22 protein-coding genes are annotated in these 19292 nt (G+C 60.5%); 13 read left to right on the forward strand and 9 right to left on the reverse strand.

What is annotated here, in order from left to right:
- Positions 1-80 precede the first annotated feature (80 nt).
- On the reverse strand, positions 81-692 hold the full coding sequence (locus MOV63_RS03215; protein ID WP_247031617.1) for an NADPH-dependent F420 reductase: 612 nt from the start codon (positions 690-692) through the stop codon (positions 81-83).
- A gap of 190 nt (positions 693-882) precedes the next feature.
- Positions 883-1617 carry an SDR family NAD(P)-dependent oxidoreductase gene (locus MOV63_RS03220; protein ID WP_247031619.1) on the reverse strand — a complete coding sequence of 245 codons (735 nt, stop codon included), beginning with the start codon at positions 1615-1617 and terminating at the stop codon, positions 883-885.
- A 274-nt stretch (positions 1618-1891) separates the two neighbouring features.
- Between MOV63_RS03220 and MOV63_RS03225 the strand changes: the two genes are divergently transcribed.
- The gene (locus tag MOV63_RS03225; RefSeq protein ID WP_247031621.1) at positions 1892-2806 is read left to right on the forward strand and encodes a LysR family transcriptional regulator; all 915 of its coding nucleotides are present in this window, start codon (positions 1892-1894) and stop codon (positions 2804-2806) included.
- 7 nt (positions 2807-2813) lie between these two features.
- On the opposite strand, the gene MOV63_RS03230 is transcribed toward MOV63_RS03225, so the two are convergent.
- On the reverse strand, positions 2814-3704 hold the full coding sequence (locus MOV63_RS03230; RefSeq protein ID WP_038549974.1) for a transcriptional regulator GcvA: 891 nt from the start codon (positions 3702-3704) through the stop codon (positions 2814-2816).
- Between the two features lie 141 nt (positions 3705-3845).
- Here MOV63_RS03230 and MOV63_RS03235 point away from each other — a divergent pair, with 141 nt between their 5' ends.
- From MOV63_RS03235 to MOV63_RS03245, 3 genes are read left to right on the forward strand one after another with little or no spacing between them, the layout of a single operon-like run.
- Positions 3846-4088, forward strand: a complete 243-nt coding sequence (locus MOV63_RS03235; RefSeq protein ID WP_247031623.1) for a hypothetical protein — start codon at positions 3846-3848, stop codon at positions 4086-4088.
- Between the two features lie 42 nt (positions 4089-4130).
- Complete coding sequence (locus tag MOV63_RS03240) at positions 4131-4583, forward strand: VOC family protein (protein ID WP_038549972.1); 453 nt, start codon at positions 4131-4133, stop codon at positions 4581-4583.
- A gap of 52 nt (positions 4584-4635) precedes the next feature.
- On the forward strand, positions 4636-5367 hold the full coding sequence (locus MOV63_RS03245) for an SDR family oxidoreductase (RefSeq protein ID WP_247031625.1): 732 nt from the start codon (positions 4636-4638) through the stop codon (positions 5365-5367).
- 275 nt (positions 5368-5642) lie between these two features.
- Here MOV63_RS03245 and MOV63_RS03250 read toward each other — a convergent pair whose 3' ends face one another.
- Positions 5643-6914 (reverse strand): FAD-dependent monooxygenase, encoded by a 1272-nt coding sequence (locus MOV63_RS03250; protein WP_247031627.1) that lies wholly within the window; start codon positions 6912-6914, stop codon positions 5643-5645.
- A gap of 68 nt (positions 6915-6982) precedes the next feature.
- On the opposite strand from MOV63_RS03250, the gene MOV63_RS03255 reads away from it, so the two are divergent.
- Complete coding sequence (locus MOV63_RS03255) at positions 6983-7594, forward strand: TetR/AcrR family transcriptional regulator C-terminal domain-containing protein (protein WP_038548372.1); 612 nt, start codon at positions 6983-6985, stop codon at positions 7592-7594.
- 49 nt (positions 7595-7643) lie between these two features.
- On the opposite strand, the gene MOV63_RS03260 is transcribed toward MOV63_RS03255, so the two are convergent.
- Positions 7644-8540, reverse strand: coding sequence for a LysR family transcriptional regulator (locus MOV63_RS03260; protein WP_038548368.1), 897 nt, complete (start codon positions 8538-8540; stop codon positions 7644-7646).
- A gap of 150 nt (positions 8541-8690) precedes the next feature.
- On the opposite strand from MOV63_RS03260, the gene MOV63_RS03265 reads away from it, so the two are divergent.
- A complete protein-coding gene (locus MOV63_RS03265; protein ID WP_247031629.1) occupies positions 8691-9344 on the forward strand; it encodes a hydrolase in 654 nt (217 codons plus the stop codon).
- Between the two features lie 522 nt (positions 9345-9866).
- Complete coding sequence (locus MOV63_RS03270; RefSeq protein ID WP_247031631.1) at positions 9867-10457, forward strand: YqaA family protein; 591 nt, start codon at positions 9867-9869, stop codon at positions 10455-10457.
- Positions 10458-10504: 47 nt separating this feature from the next.
- On the opposite strand, the gene MOV63_RS03275 is transcribed toward MOV63_RS03270, so the two are convergent.
- A complete protein-coding gene (locus MOV63_RS03275) occupies positions 10505-12472 on the reverse strand; it encodes a phospholipase D-like domain-containing protein (protein WP_247031633.1) in 1968 nt (655 codons plus the stop codon).
- Between the two features lie 116 nt (positions 12473-12588).
- The gene (locus MOV63_RS03280; protein ID WP_247031635.1) at positions 12589-13146 is read right to left on the reverse strand and encodes a methylated-DNA--[protein]-cysteine S-methyltransferase; all 558 of its coding nucleotides are present in this window, start codon (positions 13144-13146) and stop codon (positions 12589-12591) included.
- 155 nt (positions 13147-13301) lie between these two features.
- On the opposite strand from MOV63_RS03280, the gene MOV63_RS03285 reads away from it, so the two are divergent.
- The 5 genes from MOV63_RS03285 to MOV63_RS03305 all read left to right on the forward strand — a co-directional run bounded on the left by MOV63_RS03285 (position 13302) and on the right by MOV63_RS03305 (position 16991).
- Positions 13302-14072, forward strand: a complete 771-nt coding sequence (locus tag MOV63_RS03285; RefSeq protein ID WP_247031637.1) for an AraC family transcriptional regulator — start codon at positions 13302-13304, stop codon at positions 14070-14072.
- Between the two features lie 95 nt (positions 14073-14167).
- The gene (locus MOV63_RS03290; protein ID WP_247031639.1) at positions 14168-14890 is read left to right on the forward strand and encodes an alpha/beta hydrolase; all 723 of its coding nucleotides are present in this window, start codon (positions 14168-14170) and stop codon (positions 14888-14890) included.
- 48 nt (positions 14891-14938) lie between these two features.
- Positions 14939-15586, forward strand: coding sequence for a nuclear transport factor 2 family protein (locus MOV63_RS03295; protein ID WP_247031641.1), 648 nt, complete (start codon positions 14939-14941; stop codon positions 15584-15586).
- Positions 15587-15864: 278 nt separating this feature from the next.
- Positions 15865-16428 (forward strand): 2'-5' RNA ligase family protein, encoded by a 564-nt coding sequence (locus tag MOV63_RS03300; protein WP_247031643.1) that lies wholly within the window; start codon positions 15865-15867, stop codon positions 16426-16428.
- Positions 16429-16508: 80 nt separating this feature from the next.
- Positions 16509-16991 carry a VOC family protein gene (locus tag MOV63_RS03305; RefSeq protein WP_244447458.1) on the forward strand — a complete coding sequence of 161 codons (483 nt, stop codon included), beginning with the start codon at positions 16509-16511 and terminating at the stop codon, positions 16989-16991.
- A 20-nt stretch (positions 16992-17011) separates the two neighbouring features.
- Here the strand turns inward: MOV63_RS03305 and MOV63_RS03310 are convergent, their stop codons facing one another.
- Together MOV63_RS03310 and MOV63_RS03315 are read right to left on the reverse strand one after the other, a co-directional pair.
- Positions 17012-18406, reverse strand: coding sequence for a methyl-accepting chemotaxis protein (locus MOV63_RS03310; RefSeq protein ID WP_247031645.1), 1395 nt, complete (start codon positions 18404-18406; stop codon positions 17012-17014).
- Between the two features lie 179 nt (positions 18407-18585).
- On the reverse strand, positions 18586-18750 hold the full coding sequence (locus MOV63_RS03315; protein ID WP_173426764.1) for a hypothetical protein: 165 nt from the start codon (positions 18748-18750) through the stop codon (positions 18586-18588).
- A gap of 173 nt (positions 18751-18923) precedes the next feature.
- Here MOV63_RS03315 and MOV63_RS03320 point away from each other — a divergent pair, with 173 nt between their 5' ends.
- Complete coding sequence (locus tag MOV63_RS03320; RefSeq protein WP_247031647.1) at positions 18924-19277, forward strand: ArsC family reductase; 354 nt, start codon at positions 18924-18926, stop codon at positions 19275-19277.
- Positions 19278-19292 lie beyond the last annotated feature (15 nt).

Here is a 19292-nt window from a genome sequence, read left to right on the forward strand (position 1 = left end):
CGTGTGGCCTTCAGATATTCGGTCGCGCGCTGTCCGAAGACGTTGGCGCGCGACCAGTTCTTGGCGTCGATCACACGGTCCTAGATCGATTGCTGCTCCTTCTTGAACAAATCCTGGAAGATGAGCTGGCCCCAAGTGCGGCCGCGTGCGTGCACCAGCGCGCCACCCTCGTTGAGCTTTCCGAGCTTGACGGGTGCGAATCCGAGCTGTTTGGCCAAATCCGCCACGGGAGCGATCGCGCCCTGGTCGTCGCTCGACAGAAAGACGACCCGGTGCCCGCCCTCGACGATCGGATCGGCAGCCAGGGTGGCCGCAGCCAAGTGATTGAAACCTTTCACGAACCTGGCGCCGGTGAACGACTTCGCGACGAAGGCGGAGGACGGGAGGCCGTCCAGCTCTTCAGGGGGAACTCCAAACGCATTCGTCGCGTCGATGATTGTCTTGCCTTCCCAGCTCGGCAGGACCTTCGCAACCTCGCGATGCTCCCCGAACGGGACCGCCAGGATGATTGTGTCGGCCTCGACTGCATCCCGCAGCGGCTTGGCGACGACCGTGGAGCCAATCGCCCGAGCCTGCGGCGCCAACGCCTCGGGCGGACGGCGGCTCGCGACGGCCACCTCGATATTTCTACGAGCGAAGGCACGGGCGAGAGCCTGGCCTACGGCACCGAATCCTATAATTGCGTAGCTCATAATGTTTCTCCTGCGTTGATATTGATTCCCCGCCCTCAACGACGCCGGGTTGCCGTGCGCCGACCTTTGCGTAGACGTCCCGTCGTGAACGACTTCCTAGCGGCCGGACCGACCGTTCAACGCGGAAGTCATTTCACCATGGACACGCTAGTTCCCGCCGATCAGCCGCCTCCCGCGATCCGGCACGAATTCAGATGGCCGAGAAGCCGCCGTCGACTGACAACTCCAACCCATTCACGAAGCTCGAATCGTCTGAAGCAAGGAACAGCGCGGCCGCCGCAATTTCCTCAGGACGACCCATCGTTCCCCGTGGGATCAAGGATTCGAACATTTGCTTCGCCTCGGCGGTGAGAACCTGGTCCTGCATCGGCGTGGCGATCGGCCCCGGGTGCAGCACGTTCACCCGGATATTCCTGCCCTTGAGTTCGTTGAGCCAGCCGCGTGCGAACGCGTGCAGCGCCGCCTTGCTCGCCGCATACACGCTGTAACCAGGAAAACCCTTCAGCGAAGCAACTGACCCGGTCATGAAGATCGATCCGCCATCGTTGAACAGCGGCAGCGCCTTCTGAACCGTAAACAGCGTGCCCCGCGTATTCAGGTTGAAGGTCGCATCGAAATGCTGCTCGGTAATCTCGCCCAGGGGGACGGCTTCGCCCGTGCCAGCGCTCGCGTACAGGACGTCGATCTTGCCCTTTTCCCGTTTGACTATATCGAACAGGCGGTCGAGGTCGTCGAGATTGGACACGTCGCCGCGCACGCCGGTCACGTTCCGGCCGATCAGCTTGACGGCCTCGTCCAGCGCTTCCTGTCTCCGGCCCGTGATGAAAACATAGGCGCCTTCTTCAACGAACCGCTTGGCGCTTGCCAGCGCCATGCCGCTCGATCCGCCGGTGATGACTGCAATCTTACCTTCAAGCTTTCCCATGACTTCTCCTTCTAGGCTCTGCCTTTGGTCGTTCGGGGATGCCCCGAGAACCTCCAGATAGGTCCGACGGAGTCAGGCGTTGAGTGCGGAAGCGCGCACATCGGTGGTGCAAAATCGCTCCGGCTGGACGAATGACGCCAACCTCAACGATCGGTGTCCGCCGTTTGAAATCAGGCCGCACATGACCACATAAGCTATGATGACCGCCCGTACTGCTGTACGACGCGTTGGATACGGGCTTGGGAAGGCGCACCGCGCGGTGCGGGATTGCACCATGATCGACTGGGATGACATTCGCTACTTTCTTGCCGTGGCGCGCGGAGGCTCGGTGCGGGCTGCCGCCGAGGGCCTCGGGGTGTATCACTCGACCGTGCTGCGACGCATCGCACAGCTCGAGGAACGCCTCGGGGCGCAGATGTTCGAAAAGTTGCCCTCCGGCTACCGCCTGACGGCTGCGGGCGAAGAAGTCCTCGAACTCGCCAACCAGATGGAAGCGTCGTCGCACCAGCTGGAGACGCGCGTCTTCGGGCGCGACCAGAGCGTGCGCGGGCTTCTGCGGGTGACGCTGGCCCCGACCCTCGCGACACACCTGCTGATGCCGGACTTCGCCGATTTCGCGCGTCTGCATCCGGACATCGAGATGGACATCTTGTCGTCCGGCGAGCTCGCAAATCTGACCAACCGAGAGGCCGACGTGGCGATCCGCGTCGTCTACGACCGCAAAACCCTGCCGGTCAATCTTCACGGCCTGAAGGGACCGGATCTGTTTGGCGGCGTCTACATGTCCCGCGATCGGCTAGCCGCATGGGGTGCGGGCGCACCTGATCCCATCCGGTGGATCGTCATAAGCATTCATGGAATTCCGGATTGGGCCAGCGCGGGTGAGGTTCGCACCACGGGGGTTCCCTTCAGGGTCACGGACGCCGAGGCGCAGATCGCTGCTGTGCGGCAAGGGCTCGGGATCACGACGCTGCCGTGCTTCGTCGGAGATGCCGACCCCCACCTGGTGAGGGTGCCGGGTACCGACCTGCACATGTACGGAACGCTCTGGCTTCTCACACACGGGGAGACACGCAAGACCAAGCGCGTGCGGCTCTTCACGGAGTTCGTATCCCGCAGGCTCGCAGCGTACTCTCCGCTTTTGGCGGGGCAAGCCGCGACGGATCGAGAACGATGCGGGCCGGACTAGTTACAGGCTATCCGTCTTCACCCATCTCGGAAAAAAGCCAGTCCCGAAACGCCTTCACCTTGCGCTGCCGGATCGCATCGGGAGGGTAAACGAGATAAAAACTGGATTGGGCCTTCAACGCATGTTCGAACGGGCGGACCAGCCGCCCCGCTGCGAGGTCGCCTTCCACAAGCATGGTCCGGCCAAGCGCGACGCCTTCGCCCTGAACCGCCGCCTCGATCGCGAAGGTGTAGGAATCGAAGGTCAGCCCCCCGTTTGGGTCTAGGCCCGTCACGCCTGCGCTCTCAAGCCAGGCCGCCCAATCGATCGGATAGCCGTCGCGAATAAGGGTGTGATATTTGAGATCCTCGGGTGTCCGCAACGGGTGCTTGCCGGCCATGAGTCGTGGACTGCAAACCGGCGACACATCTTCGCCGGCCAGGAATTCGCTCGTCAGTCCTGAATAGTCGCCTCCGCCATAACGAATGGCGATATCGATCCCATCGCCTGAAAAATTGGTCAGCGTGCCTGTTGTCGAGACACGCACGTCGATCTCGCTGTGTGCCCGATGAAAGCGATAGAGGCGCGGCACGAGCCATTTGCCCGCAAAGCCGCCCGACGTGCTCACAGTCAATGTCGTGTCGGAGCGGCGCGTCGTTGCAATGCTCGTGGCCGCTGCCAGTTGATCGAGCGCTTCGCGCACCGCGCGCGCATAGGGCTCTCCGATCGCCGTCAGCCGGACCGAACGCGTCCCCCGATCGAACAGCGTTACGTCGAGTTGCTGTTCCAGGTTCTTGATCGCCCGGCTGATGGCGCCGTGGGTCACGAAGAGTTCCTCCGCGGCCTTGGTGAAACTCAGATGGCGAGCCGCCGCCTCGAAGGCGGGCAGAGCGGTCAACGGGGGGAGCTTTCTTGGCATGATAACCTGTGAGCGTTGATCACAAATCATGCAATATTAGTCGTTTGTCGTCCAGCAGGGAAAGAAGCAAACTCCTTCCCATCAACAACGCAAAGGCGACGGCGACCAAGCTGAGAAACGCCACTGAAGAGGATTAAGACCATGAGTGTTACTCACGCATCGCTTGATATTTTTCATGGATCGGCAGCAAGCGAACGCGGGCATCGGCCAATCAATGCAATCGCCGCTTTGATCGGTGCGGCCCGCGATCTGGCCACGCGCCAGGTTCTGGTGATCCGGCATCGAATCGACATGCGGCGTCTCAACCGCTTTTCGGATCATAGTCTTGAAGACATCGGCTTCGAGCGCGACTGGGACGGAACCGTCATCCTGCGGCAGCCATAGCCCGCCGACCGCTTCGCCAGCCATCATCGAGGGACAATGATCATGAACATCTACCCCCATCTCTGGTTCAATGGCCAGGCAGAAGAGGCCATGGAGTTCTATCGATCCGTGTTCAAGGACTCCAGGCTCCTTGCACGCACCGAACTGCCCAACCCGGAACTGTCGGTGGTGCGGTTCGAGCTCGGCGGCCTGCAGATCGCCGCGCTGAATGCCAACTCGCGCGTGCCGTATAACGAGGCGTTCTCGTTTCTCGTCGAAACAGGTGATCAGGAAGAAACCGACTACTACTGGAATGCTCTGATCGCCGACGGCGGCAAGGAGCAGCCCTGCGGATGGCTGACGGACAAGTTCGGCGTTTACTGGCAGGTCACACCCGCCATCCTGCTGAAGATGATCGCCGACGCGGATAAGGACAAGGCGGAGCGGGTGATGCAGGCCATGTACAGGATGAAGAAGATCATCATCGCGGATCTCGAACGCGCCTACCAGGGTTAGCGACGCTCGTCGCGCCCGACTTCACAGCACCACTTCAGATATGGAGGAACCCATGGGGACGCTTATGGGCAAGAGAATTCTCGTCATCGGCGGCAGCTCCGGCATCGGTCTCGGCGTTGCGACTGCGGCTTTGGACAAAGGCGCCGAAGTGGTGATTGTCGGCCGGTCGCTGGAGAAGCTGCAAGCAGCCGAACGGGCGCTTGCGGCAGCCGGCAAAGTCAGCACCTTCGCAGCCGACATGACCCAGGAGGCAGAGATCGCTCGCCTGTTCGCAGGAATCGGCGGCCTCGATCATCTTGTCTCGACGGCAGGAACGCCGCCGCCCGGCTACCCCATCGGGGACACCGACTTGAATGTCGTTCGCGGCTTCATCGACAACAAGCTGGTGGGCGCGGTCCTGGTGGCCAAGTACGCAGTCCGCACCTTGAAGAAGGGTGGATCGATGACCTTCACGTCGGGCATCAACAAGGACAAGCCGCCGGTTCCCGGCGGATCGGTCGTGGCAGCCATCGCCGGGTCGTTCAGCTATTTCGCGCATGCGCTGTCGCTGGAACTGGCGCCGACAAGGGTCAACGTGGTGTCGCCGGGCTGGGTCGATACACCCATGTTCACCGAACTGGCCGGCGAGAATAAATCCAGCCTTTTCGAGAGCATGGCGACGCGGCTCCCGGTCGGACGGATCGCGAAACCAGCCGATGTGGCGCTGGCCTATGTCTACGCCATGGAGAGCGAGTTCACGACGGGCCAAACGCTGCATATCGACGGCGGCCAGAGCCTAATCTGATCGCTTCCGCGGAGGAGCCATCAGCAAAGCCATTACCGGCGCAGACATCGCACGTCCGGCTGGCCGGAATCCCGATCGCTGCCCGGACCACTCTCTCGGCATTGCTCGGCTTCAGAAAGACAGGGGCTTCAAGCCGATATTCGACGTCGAGCAGGCCGTTCCTGACTATATCGACTGGCTTAGGCGGCACGACCGCTGGGCCCGGAGGCGATCGATCTTCGAAAGGAAACTCCTTCCGGTGTGGCGCAATCACGGCCTGCATCCTGAGTTCTCACCTAACCCGGTAGCGCAGTTTGATGGGCCGGATGCAGCTCCGTATATTCGGGCAGAAGCCAGCTGCCGTCCCTGTCTTCCGGCAAAAATCTGGCGACCAGGTCCGGGATGCGGAACAGTGCGGCCAAGGCCGTCACGGAAAGAAAGACGTTTATCCCAAATCGCGTCTTGGGCATCCCCAGGCGCAGGAGCGATGGGTTTATGTTCTGGATTTCGTTGACGAAGGGCCGTAGCGTTTTGTCGTAGAGCGCAAAGGCTCGCGCGAGATCTCCCGTATTGCGATTGATCTCACCCGCCAAGACATAAGCTCCGACCAGGCTGCCGGATACGCCCATGCCGCTGAACGGGGATGCACAATGCGCGGCATCGCCGACGAGAACCACGCGACCCTTGCACCAGGTGTCTGTGCGGACCTGCACCACTTCCTGAGAGTAGAAATTGGGCGTCGTCATCATGCCCTGGATGAATCGATCGGTCTGCCAGCCGGCGTCCCGGAACCGCTCTATCCAGAATTGCTTTTGCTGATCCAACGGCGCCCTGTGAATGGCCGATGCTTCTTCGGAGCTTTCCCTGAGCACGAAGTAGACTTGCGTTTCCGTCGGATTATGGCTCCGCCGCATGATCATCCGGCCGCCAGGAGCGAGGTATGTATTGCGGATGTTGCCGTCGTCGGCCGGTGTGCGTGGGATGAACCAATAGGCCATGTGGATGCCCATTCGCAGGTAAGGGTCGGCTGCATCCGGCGGCAGGATACCCTTGCGAATGCGCGATCCCTGACCATCCGCTCCGACCAGCAGATCGAAGGTGTCAGAGGTGCCGTCGGAGAAGTGAGCTAGAACTTTCTCGTCGTCCTGCTCGAACCGCTCCACGGTCTTGCCGAAGACGTATTCAACGTCATCCCTGGTCACGTCATGGAGAATGCGCACGACATCGCCGCGCATGATCTCGTATTCGGATGTGAGCGATTGCGCGCCGCGACCGGATGTGTTGGCCAGAATCGTCGCCTTGGCATAACCTTGGGAGTCGACGAACGAGACGCCAGCCTCATCGACAAGCTTGCTCCGGATGGCGCCGATAAGCCCCATGCGCTTGGCGGCCTCGATGCCTTGACCGCGCAGGTCCACCTGCGCACCCGTGGCCCTGAGGTTTGAGAACCGCTCGACGACGACGACTTGATGGCCGCTTCGGGTGAGCCAATAGGCCAAGGCCGGACCCGCAATCCCTCCACCGCAGACAAGAATCTTGAGGGAGCGATTTTCAGTTTCAATTTTCATGTGCGCAACTCGAATCTATCAGTGATAGGCTGATTTACGAAATTCCCTATCAGCGATAGATTGTCAAGATGGCTAAGCTAACTCGTGAAACCGTAATTGCCGAAGCGCTCGATCTGCTCGATGAGGTTGGTCTTGAGGGCATCAGCACGAGACAACTCGCGAAGCGGCTCGGCGTCGAACAACCGTCGCTGTACTGGCATTTTCGCAAGAAGGAGGAACTGCTCGCCGCCATGGCCGAGACTGCGATGGCGCCCCACGCGACCGCTACGCTTCCAAGGCCAGCCGACGATTGGCGTGATTGGTTCCTCGACAACACGCGCAGTTTCCGGCGAACGCTGCTGATGCGCCGCGATGGCGCAAAGCTCCACGCGGGCAGCCGCCCCGGTGTGGCGGACATCGATCGGATCGCGCACAAGATGGCCTTCCTGGTCGCGTCCGGTTTGCCCGAGCGGGACGCTCAGATGGCGATGCTCGCGTCCAGCCGCTTCACCGTCGGAAGCGTGCTCGAGGAACAGGCCGAGGCCAGTCTCGGCGCAACTGCGGACGATTTGATCGGGGTTCCGCAGATAGATCACGAAGCCGCTTTCGAAGAAGGGCTGAAGCTGATTCTTGATGGCCTCGCCGCACGAGTGGAGCGCCGATCAACGAGGGCGACCATCGACCGTCAGATGCGGACCTGATTCAGCGCGTCGCTTTCTTGTGAGCGAGATGATCGGCCCGCGGCGCCACTCAGACAGGGGCAGGTCCTGCGAGGTGCGGAGCCGGTTCGCAATACTCAATCAGCAATTCGGTGAGGACCCGTATCTTCCGTGCGGGATGCTGACCTGGCGGGCGGATGACATATGCACCGGCCGGGGGTGGTGGATGACGCGTCATGACCGGCATGAGCGCACCGGAAGCTATATATTCATGAGTAAGGTAATCGGGCAGGTAAGCGATGCCGAGTCCCGCTGTCGCGGCGGCAACGAGAGCTATGCCGTTGTCGGCCTTGAAGCGACCTTGCGGACGAACCGTGATGATCTTGTCGCCATCCATGAGTTGCCAGGCTTCGGTGCCCTGCATGAGGGCCTCGTGAGCGACGAGTTCCTCCGGCGTTTCGGGCGCCCCATGCGCCTTGATATAGTCCGGGCTCGCGACGAGCTTCCCATAGATCGGTCCGACGCGCCTTGCGACCAGGTTGGAGTCCTGGAGATAGCCAACTCGTATCGCGCAATCGTATCCCTCCGTGATGAGATCGACGAAGCGATCACTGTAGCAGGTGTGGATTTGGAGCCGGGGGTGGCGTCGCGCCATTTCCGCGAGGATGGGAGCGAAGTGGGTCGGTCCGAAGGAAAGCGGCACGGCAACTCGCAAGCGGCCGCGAAGGTCACCGGCGGGTAGGATCGTTTCCTTGGCAACGTCGATCTCGGCGCAAACTCTGGCTGCATAGTCTCGGAAAGTGGCGCCGGCTTCCGTGAGAGCGGCGCCCCGGGTCGTTCGTGCAAGCAACTGGACGCCAAGTTCCGCTTCAAGCCGGATTAGCCGACGACTGACGATCGACTTGGAGACGCCGAGCCGGAGCGCAGCCGCGGAAACGCCTCCAGCATCAGCAACTTCTACGAAGGTCTGTAGCTCTTCAATGTCCAAATCAGCGTTCCTTATTTCGCGACACAGCTTACCGCCAAAGGGGACTACCGCAACTTGGATAGGAACGGCAATAGTCCTTGCGGGCAACGTGCCCCTGGCACATGTCTCTGAAAAACCAATGCCGCTCACACGGCAGCAAAGGATGTAACAATGACCTTTCGTAATGGCCTTGCTTCGCTTCTTCGTCCCGAAGATTCAGTACTCGTTCTGATCGACCACCAGCCCTACCAGCTCACCAATCTGAATAGCCACGACCCGCAGGCTGTCGTCAACAATGTGACCGCGCTGGCAAAGCTGGCAAGGGCTTTCAATGTTCCGACGATCCTCACCAGCGTGATCGCGGATCGCGGTGGCAAGCTTTTCAAGCAAATCACTGACGTCTTCCCAGGGCAGGAAGTGATCGACCGGACCTGGGTGAATACCTGGGAGGACGAGAAAGTGGTGGACCTGGTCAAGGCGACCGGCCGCAAGCAATTGATCATCGCAGGCCTATGGACCGAAGTTTGCGTAGCGATGCCAGCGATTCAGGCAGCCGGCGAAGGCTGGGACGTGACCGTAATTACCGACGCATCGGGCGGAAGTTCAACCGAGTCTCACCAGGTCGCCATACAGCGGATGATTGCGGCCGGCGTCAACATGATGACCTGGATGGCTCTGGCTGGCGAATGGCAGCGCGACTGGGCTCGCACCGAGCATGTCGAAGAGCTGACTGAAGTGCTCATCTCGCACATGAGCGGCAGCGGCATCGCATATCTCTGGGAGCAGCAGCTGCTCAATACGCCGGTGCCGAGCAACGCAGGATGATCTGAGCGGGGGGGACGAAAGACTTGAGCGATCCGGCGCCAACACGCTGACTGCATATCGAGTTGCGTCATCCCCGCTTCACAAGATGGCCGCCCATGCCTGAATGCAGGGCGGCCGGCATGATCAACGACCATTCCTCCAGCCCTATCCGCGACTGCAGCCGGCTCAGTCCGGCTATCCATCGCCTGGCCCGTTTGCGGTCACTCGGCCACCGGATCGCGTCTCCGATGATCGTCCCCAGCGCAACAAGGCGCTCGTGATCAAGGCGATGACCTCGCTATTCCAACGTCATGATGCGCCGGCAGTAGAGTTCCTCTCCGTGACGGATTAGATCCAACACAATCCCAACATTCCCCGAGGTCGCGAGGCGCTGAAGGCGCTTGTTGCTGCGCTGTCGAAGGACGTCTATTACGAGCCCGGCCTGATGGTCGCGGAAGGTGCGAGAAATTTGTTACCTTCGTTCGCAAATTCATAAAGGCGGCACACGCTGCCGGTTACCAAAACGTACAGGACGCCTGATTTATGCTTCGCAGCCTCTATAACTGGACGATGGCGCTCAGCGCCCGCAAATCCGCGGCGGTATGGCTTGCTATCATCGCCTTCGTCGAAAGCTCCGTCTTCCTAGTGCCGGCCGACGTGCTGTTCCTGCCGATGGCGCTTGCCCGGCCGGAGCGCGCCTGGCGCTATGCACTGATCGCCACGGTTTTTTCCGTGCTCGGCGGCATTGCCGGCTGGAGCATCGGTTATTTCGCCTTCGATGCGCTTGCCGAACCGATCCTTCAGTTCTGGGGCAAGCTCGACACCTTCAACGAGCTCAAGGCCGGTATCACGTATGAAGCCGTGGTGCTGATGCTGGTGACGTCAGGTTTCGCGCATCTGCCGCCGATCAAGGTGGTGACGATCCTGTCCGGGGTGGCACATATTAATCTCGGCCTGTTCGTCGTCTCGGCGATCGTCACCCGCGGCGCCCGCTTTTTCCTGCTCGCCTGGCTGCTGCGCCGTTACGGCGAGGACATTCGCCATTTCATCGAGAAGCGGCTGGGCCTGATCGCAATGGCGGTCGCGGCGGTGCTGATCGTCGCTTATGTCGCTTACAAATTCCTGACGCATTGAGGCATTCACGTTTCTTGCCTTTGCCCCGGGGGCTCCGGGATCACGCGTCAGCGGGCAAAATAGCGTAGCTCGTCGCCCTTGCGTCCATCGAAATAAGGCGCTTGCCAGCCGTCGTCGGTGTGGAGAAAACCATGCCCGGTCGAGGCTTTCGGTGGAGTTGCACCGGTCAGCAGCGCCTTTCTGCGCTGCTCCTCGAGGACGGCCCGGTAACGGTAATGGTCCTGGACGTCGAGGACATGCACCGCATAGGCGGCCGCGAGCCGCGGCGCGCCCTTGATGATCAGCATGTTCTCGTCATTGGCATAGGACGCCTTGAAACCGAGATTGTGACTGCCGGTGATCACGACACAATCGGTCTGCGACAGCGGATCGATCACCACGACCTTGTCGTGTATGATCGCAGTCCCCGCCGTCAGCAATTCGCGCTGGAAATCCCCGATCAGGTCGCGGATGGCGCTCGCCCTCACCATCATCACGCGGGGTGCACCCTTCAATTGATAGATGGAAGGCGCCGGCGCCTTGGTAGCCCCGTCTTCCTCGTCGGCATCGTCTTCCCGGATCGGAATTTCGTAATTGGGCATCGCCTGTGGCGCGCTGATGGCTCCCAGCACGAGCAGGTCGGGTTTTTCGGCGGCGATCTTGACCGCCTCGCCGATGATGCTGTTGCGGCCTTGCTGGGCCGGATAGAAGCTCAAGAACAGCAAGGCCTGCTTGGCGCCCCGCATCAGGTCGAAGACCTCCTGCATGTCCGGAGGTGTTGCCGGATTCTGGCGCGGAACGCTGACCTTGGACATGTTGGGCGAGAACCATGCTATCGCCTTCGCCGACGGGGCCACCGAAGCAATATCGAGAGGATGCGGAGTCGCTCCATCCGCACGCAGCTGGGGCCCCTGATCGACATTGTTCGGCTTGCTCAGCGGAGCCGGCTCCGGAATCACGTCGGCCAGAAGGCGCTGCCAATAACCGAGATAGACCTCGGCGAGCTTCATATCCTCGATCATCACCGCATTGTTCGTCTGGCCGCAAAGACCGGTCGACGTCCAGTTGGTGCTGCCGGTCAGCACGGTAATGGGCTCGCCCGTCCTGGAGACCAGCACGCCGAACTTGTTGTGGCCGATATGTTTGCTGTTGTTGAACATCCGGTTCTGCAGACGGTCACCAAGCTTGGCCCGCAATCTGGCGCGTGCAGCCTCGTTGGTCGTATCCCAGGTCTTGCCGTCTTCCGACTTGCCGGCAGTCGAAAGGATCAGGTGGATACGGGCATGATGGATGTCGATGAGGTCGATCAGTTCCTCGTCGTGAAGTTCGTAGAGCGCCAGATAGATATCCGCGTCCAGCTTTTCCGCGAGATCAAAGAAACCTTTGACCGTCTTCAGTGCATCGCCGCCCAGGAACCACCGCAGGGGATCGCGCCGATCCGCGATGCGTCTGAGAACCTCGCTCTTCGATGGCGTCTTGCCATCGGGGGTCTTCAATTGCTTCCTCAGATTCTGGGTCGACAGGATGCCGTTGTTGAACGCCACCGTGGCCTTGCCAAAGCGGCCGGTCACCAGCAGTTCATCGGTCAAAACGGGCTCCCCGCAGAAAAAGAGGGGGATCGGGTCACCTTTGTAGCGAGGCTTTCCGGCATCGTCGAGAAAGGGCGCCGTCGCCGAAGGCGGCACAGACAAGCGCCCCGGACCGGCCAAGCCTACCGGTACGACCTCGTAGCGGACCTTGAACTCCCCTTCCCGCAGCACCGTCTCGTTGCGGCTGCGGCGAAGCGTAAGATCGCGCCAGGAAAATTTCTGGATGGGCCAGACGCTGGTATCCTGCTCCTCGCCCTTCGGATTGGACTGCGTGTCGAAAGCGACCCATGCAGGCAAGACACGCCTTGCAACCTCATTGCCGGCAAGATCGAAGTGGATCCGGGTTATCATGAACCCGAGACAATCCTTGATGATCCCGTCAGTCCGCCAAGCCAGATAGCCGACTTCGTTGTTGCACCACGCATTCGCCTTGACGATCCTGGACATGGCCATCCCCTACCCTCTGACCATTTCCTAGCAGATCAAATTCGCAGGAATATTACAATCGCAAATCCATGCGTCGTTTTTATACCCGCCCTGATAGATGAGCGGGAAAGGATGTTTCAGAACCCCATCGATTGCTGCGCCGGTTCCGGCGGTGTCAGGCGTACACCCTCGAGCTCCAGCATGCGGGATTTCGAAGTCGAGCCGCCAGGAGCCGAAAAGCCGCCGATCTTGCCGCCGGCAGCGAGTACACGGTGGCACGGAATGATCAGAGCCACCGGGTTTTTGGCCATTGCCTGGCCGACGTCGCGGGCGGCCTCGGGACCGGCGCCAAGCTGCTTGGCAATTGCGCCATAGGTCGTCGTATGCCCCCAGCCGATCCGGCGGGCGGCGGCATAGATCTGCTTGAAGAAGTCGTCCTGACCATCGAGATCCAGCCTGACCTTCGAGAAATCGACTTCTTCGCCGGAAAAATACCGCTTCACGGCGTCGACAGCTTCGAGCACTTCGACCGGAGGCGTGCCCGGCTGGGCCTCCGGTAACCGGCGGCGCAGCAGCTTTTCGGTCGAATCCGCGCTTTTGGTCGGGAGCTGGAACCGAGTGATGCCGACATCATTCCAGGTGATGCCGCAGAAGCCGCCGGCAGTTTCAAAAATCAGGTATTGATGCATTGTCATGAGGAAACCTCCGCATTGCGATTGACCTTAAAATCGTGCCTCATGCCCAAGGATTCAACCCGTTTCTTGCCTGAAAGGACGAAGTTCTCGCAGAACTGTCGGTTGAAGTTCCCTGGCCGCTCCTTAAATTTTCCGCCATGAGCGGATCGCAAGCATTGGCTGGAAAAGCGCGCCTGACGGCGGAGAGGCTGCATACGCCTCCCGGCGGCGGACGCTTTGCGATATCGCGCCTGACGCTCGGGCTTTTTCTCGTCGATCAGGACCGCCACCGGATCGCCATCGGCTCTGACAAACGGCAACATGTGCCTCTGAAAGCCGGCGAAGGCTGGATCCTGCCGGCGGGTGCGGCGGGTATTTGCGAATATGACGAGGCGCTGTCTTTCCTGAGACTTGAGGTGCCCGAAAACCTGCTCGCCGATGTGGGCTTCGAACGTCATTCGGATTTCAGGCCGGTTATCGGCACTTTCGACCCGCTGCTGGCGCAGCTTGCACACCAAACAGTGTCGATTGCCGGCCATGCGTCGGCGCTCTACGGTGAAACGATGCAATTGGCGCTCGCGGCGCACCTCGCCCAGATCCTGGCTCCCGCCCAGCCGAAGCTTGTCGGCATCGACGACAAGCGGCTGCACCGCGCACTTGACTACATCCACGAAAACCTTTCGACCAACCTGTCACTGGAAGACATGGCAGCCGAAGCGGCGATGAGCCGTTTTCACTTTGCGCGGGCATTTACCAGGGCGCTCGGCAAATCGCCACTTCAATACGTCATCCGTGAGCGGATGGAGTTGGCAAAACTGTTCCTGAAGACCACGCGGCTGCCGGTCGCCTCCGTTGCGGCCCGGGTCGGTTATGAGGATGTCTCGCGGTTCGGCCAGCATTTCCGTCGCCACACGGGCAGGACGCCCGCTGCCTTCAGGGCCGATTGAAGCAATAATCGCATAACGAACGCCAAGATCTGCGCCTGTGCCGCTTCTGCGTAACCACCAAATTCCCGTCATTGTAACCAAGATGGGAGAACGCCATGAAAGCCGCTGCTTTTTCAACCTTCTGCGTCGCGATGATGACCTCCGCTGCCCTCGCGGAGGATATCCAGACCCGCAGCGTTTCCTTCGAGAACCAGGGCGCGGCGCTCGCCGGCACGCTCTATCTGCCACCGGACTACAGAGCCGGCGAGAAACGTCCAGGCGTGGTGGTTAGCGGCGCCTGGACCTCCATCAAGGAGCAGATGGCCGGCCGCTACGCCCGCGAAATGGCGGACCGCGGTTTTGCCGCACTCGCCTTCGATCATCGAGGCTGGGGACAGTCGGGCGGTGAAATCCGCTTCAAGGAGGATCCGGCCGAAAAGACCGGCGACATCGCTGCCGCGGCCGCATTCATGGCGACACTGCCGGAAGTGGATGCGACCAACATCAACGGGCTCGGCATCTGCGCGTCGGCGGGATACATGGCAGCGGCGGCGACGGACAATGGCAATTTCGCTGCCGTTGCCCTGGTCGCACCATGGCTGCACAACCAGCAGATCGTCGAGCAGGTCTATGGCGGGCAAGAGGGTGTTTCCAAGCTGATCGCCACGTCACGCGAGGCGGTGATCTCCGAGCGCCGCGGTGAACCAAGGATCATCACCGCCGCCAGCACGACCGACAAGGGCTCGCTCATGTATCAGGTCCCCTATTACACGGAGACCGATCGCGGCCTTATCCCGGAATATGACAACCGCTTCAACCTCGCCTCCTGGGAGCCGTAGCTGACCTATGATTCCGTTTCCCTCGGGGCAAAGCTCGACAAGCCGACCTTGATCGTCCATTCGGAGGGAGCTGCCGTGCCGCAGGGTGCGCATGCGTTTTACGCGCTGCTGCCGGGCGAGAAATCGGAACTCTGGCTCGACGGTATCAGTCAGTTCGACTTCTACGACCGATCGGAGCCGGTGACGATTGCGGCGGACGCCGCGGCAGCGCATTTCACCCGCGTCAACGCGTCTCGGCAGATCGATCCCGAGGACCGCGCGGAGATCATCGACACGATCACCGATATCGCTGCCGGCGCCGACCGGCATCAATGGGACCGGGTACGTCGCGCCTTCGCCGACGAGGTGACGCTTGACTATACGAGTCTTTGGGGCGGCAAGCCGATTGCCCAACCGGCCGATGAAGTGATCCGGCAATGGTCCGGTTTTCTCCCGGGTTTCGACGAGACGCGGCATCTCGTGACCAATCATACGATCACGGGCTTACAAGGCGAGAAGGCGACCGCCGAGGCCGATTTCCAGGCGACCCATCGCATCGGAACCGATCTCTGGGTGCTGATGGGCCATTACCGGTACGAACTCGTCAAGGTTAACGCCGCCTGGAAAGTGTCCGCGCTGACCATGATTGCGACGGACGAGACCGGCGACAGGGCGCTCACTCAGCGCGCTGCCGAACGCGCGCCGAAAACCCGCTAAACTTGAGGAGGACCAGGCGGCCGCCGACAGCTTTTTCTGGCAGGCTTATCCGCTAAAACCGATGCCGGAGCGGCTTGCAAATTAACCATGATTGCAATTGTTCCGCATTTGTTCTTTACTCATCCAAGGAGTCTCGCTAAAAATCATTCAACGGCATGAGGTCGCATTACTATGACGGTAGCAAGATGAGCTTGCGCAAGCACGCTAGCCAGCTCTCGTTCCCCTTTGGCGAGAGCTGGCAGCTACCCAACCGGCCAGAACGACGGAAGAGCAAGCTGATGTTCGTGCTCAAGCCTTCCGCTCCCCTCGGTCTCATCATGCATGGCGATGCCATGATTCACGCGACAAACCAGAATACTCGCGATGCCTATCCCGCCGATCTTCTTCATATGAGCCTGCTTTGCATGGAAGAGTTCGATGAGCCGCCCCTGGCGCTTATCGAGGCAACCAGGATGGTCATGGCCGGCATCCACGCAAGGCCTATACCGATCACGCTCGACAGCAGCGGCCTGTTTGGAGGCAGGCGTCACCTCGCCCTGTATCGCGCCAAGGGCAATCCGATTGTCAACCAGTTCGCGCAGATGCTGCGTCATGCCCTCACCCGACACAACCTACCGAATGTCTGGATGGCGGACGCCGCCCCGCATGTGACGCTGATCTATGGCTGCGGCCGAATTGAACCCATGCCTATCGAGCGGAACTACGCCTGGATCGCCGGGGAATTCATGCTGGTCTACAGCCATTATGGCGAAACCCGGCACGAGGAATTCGGGAGATGGAGTTTCGATCCGAATGCCCCTGCTTATCCGATGCGGCCAGAACAGCTCCGCATGACGATCTGACGGAAAAGAATTTCGTGAACATGTCGGGCCGACGGGAGCGCGGGCGTCCTGTGGCCGGTCACCCATTTGAGGAGAGAATGATGGTCATCCAGAAACATAAAATCGTGCCCCATCTCTGGTTCGAGAACGACGCCGAAGAAGCGGTCAATTTCTACGTCTCGATATTCGACAATTCAAAGATCACCGATGTCTCGCGCTTTGGCGACGCCGGCCCTGGCTTGAAGGGTTCGGTGATGGCGATGGGCTTCGAGCTCGAAGGCCAGAGCTTTGCGGCGATCAACGGCGGACCTTTGGCGAAGTTCAACGGCGCGGTTTCCTTCCTTGTCCATTGCGAGACGCAGGATGAGATCGACCATTATTACGGCAAGCTCGTCGAAGGTGGCCAGCAGCAGCCCTGCGGATGGCTGACGGATCGTTTCGGCCTCGTCTGGCAGGTCAATTATGCCAGGATGGCGACCATGCTGACGGATAGCGACAACGCCCGGGCCAGTCGTGTCATGCAGGCCATGTTCTCGATGAAAAAGATCGAAATTGCCAAACTGGACGCTGCCTACGCGGGGTGACGCAACGCCACCTGCCGATATCAGACCTTGATCGCGAGGCGCAGCCCACCCCAGTGACGCCCGTTGACGGTGATCGGGGCGGAAATGTCCTTCATCAGCACGAACTGACCGCCGCCCATGTCTCGACGGTAGGTCTGCAGCAGGAAAGGTTCCTTGTTGCGACCTGCCGCCAAGCCGACGCGGTCGTTGAAGATCCGCCGGTTGCGGCAGTTGGCGGTATTCCAGGTCACGTCGCCGGGACGCTGTCGCTGCGAAAATTTTTGATTATGGGTCGGCAGATAACCGTTTTCGTCGATGGCCGCACAGAATGCCACCTGCGGGTCGCTTTCGGCTGCTTGTTCCTGGATCGGCGGCAGGACGGCGTCGGTGAACTCCGTAAAGCGCGTCATGTATTGCACGGGATCGCTGCCGGGGATCGCCGCGTATTGCCGATCGAACAGGGCGCCAAGATCGATGCGGCCGGATTTGACGGCCGCCTCGAAGACAGATGAAACCTCGGCGGCATAGGCCATCACCGCGCGGATATGGGGGCTGTCCGGCGTCTCTATGCCGGCACTCGCCGTCGTCTGGATCATCCGCTCGGAAATAGTCACCACCTCGCCGACGCGCGACGAGGTCTGCTGCAGCTGGTCGTTGGATTTCAGGATCGCGCTTGCGGCGGAAGCGATCGAAGATGCGAACTCGCCGCATTGCCGGTCGACGGTCTCGGTGGTCCCGGCAAGCGAAGACGCGTTGTCGAGGATCTGAGTCATGACGCCTTCGACGCCCTTGAATGAACCCTGGACCTTCATCGCGGTCGTCTTGACGCCCTCGGCCGACTGGCTGGCGCCTTCGCCGGCCGCCACCAGCCGGTCGATGCGGCTGTTCAGTTGATCGAGCGTGACCTGGATCGAACTTGTGGTCTGGGAAGTCTGTAGCGAAAGCGCCCGCACTTCCGCGGCGACAACCGCAAAACCCTTGCCGGCTTCGCCCGCACGGGCAGCTTCGATCGCGGCGTTCAGCGCCAGGAGGTTCGTCTGCCGGGCAATCATGCCGATCGCGTCCGCCAAACGTCCGACGTCTCCGAGCGCTGTGGAAAACAGCTTGATCTCGGCGCCGATTTCCTGCGAGGCATGCACCATGTGGTCGATCGCCGTGATCGAGCCGGAAAGCTGCTCAGCCTGCTCGCCGAGCACCTTGCGAGCGTTCGCGGTCAGCTTGTCGGATTCCTGGAGGGAACGGGCAACATGGCCATTGGCGTCCGCGATCGATTGAGCGGACTGGGTCAAGCGACCAAGCAATTTCGCATGTTCCGAGGATTGCGTCGCCGTATCCTGGATGGCGCCGGCGATATCGACCAGATGAAGGCCGAGTGCGGAAGCCTCGTTTGCAAGCTTGGCGACGGATCGCTTCAACGCCTCGCCGTCGACAGCCATGGGCTCAGACGGCACTTCTTCCCTAACAACCTGTCCGACCAAATCCACATCTCCCGAATATTAGGGGAATATAGGATATCTATGGTTAACGGACAGTTGCCGCGGGTATCTCGCAAAGACATATACTTTAGGCTGAGATACGACACCCCCTCCCGGCCGGATAAGGCGGGAAAGACGGATTAGCCGAGACGATCGAAAGCCTTCGGATCGATGCCGAGGGTGGTCAGGTCGACGTTGCTCGGACGGCGATGGTTTTCAACGGCAGCCGAAACCGAGATTGCGGCGCTCATAACTGCAAAGGCGCGGCCAATGGCGCTGCCACGGGTCTTCTTCTGTACGGACATGTGAAACTCTCCTTTTCGTTCTGCTAAGATATGATGTCTGTGCTGTTTTTGTGCAATGCACAACGAAACAGAGGAGCCATGCAACTGTCACATAACAACCGTTAACCACGCCGGATGGCTTGCGTGGCGAGGGTTGTGCTTGGTATCGGTCGAGCCCAAATGAAGAGGCTTCGATGGCAATCACGATCTACGGCATCAAGAACTGCGACACCATGAAGAAGGCGCGCGACTGGCTCGACCGCAAGGGCGTCACGTACACTTTTCACGATTACAAGGCTGAAGGGATCGACCGGGCGCATCTCGATACCTGGGCGGACCGCGCCGGCTGGGAAATCGTGCTCAACCGCGCCGGCACCACGTTCAAGAAGCTCGACGAAACGGACAAGGCGAACCTCAACCGGGAGAAGGCGATCGCGCTGATGCTTACCCAACCTTCGATGATCAAACGGCCGGTGCTGGAAGCGGAGGGAAAGCTGATCGTCGGCTTCAAGCCGGAGATTTACGAAGAAGCCTTTTCCGAGATCTGAATCCAGGATTCGAGC

Source organism: Neorhizobium sp. SHOUNA12A (assembly GCF_023006505.1).
Lineage (GTDB): Bacteria > Pseudomonadota > Alphaproteobacteria > Rhizobiales > Rhizobiaceae > Neorhizobium.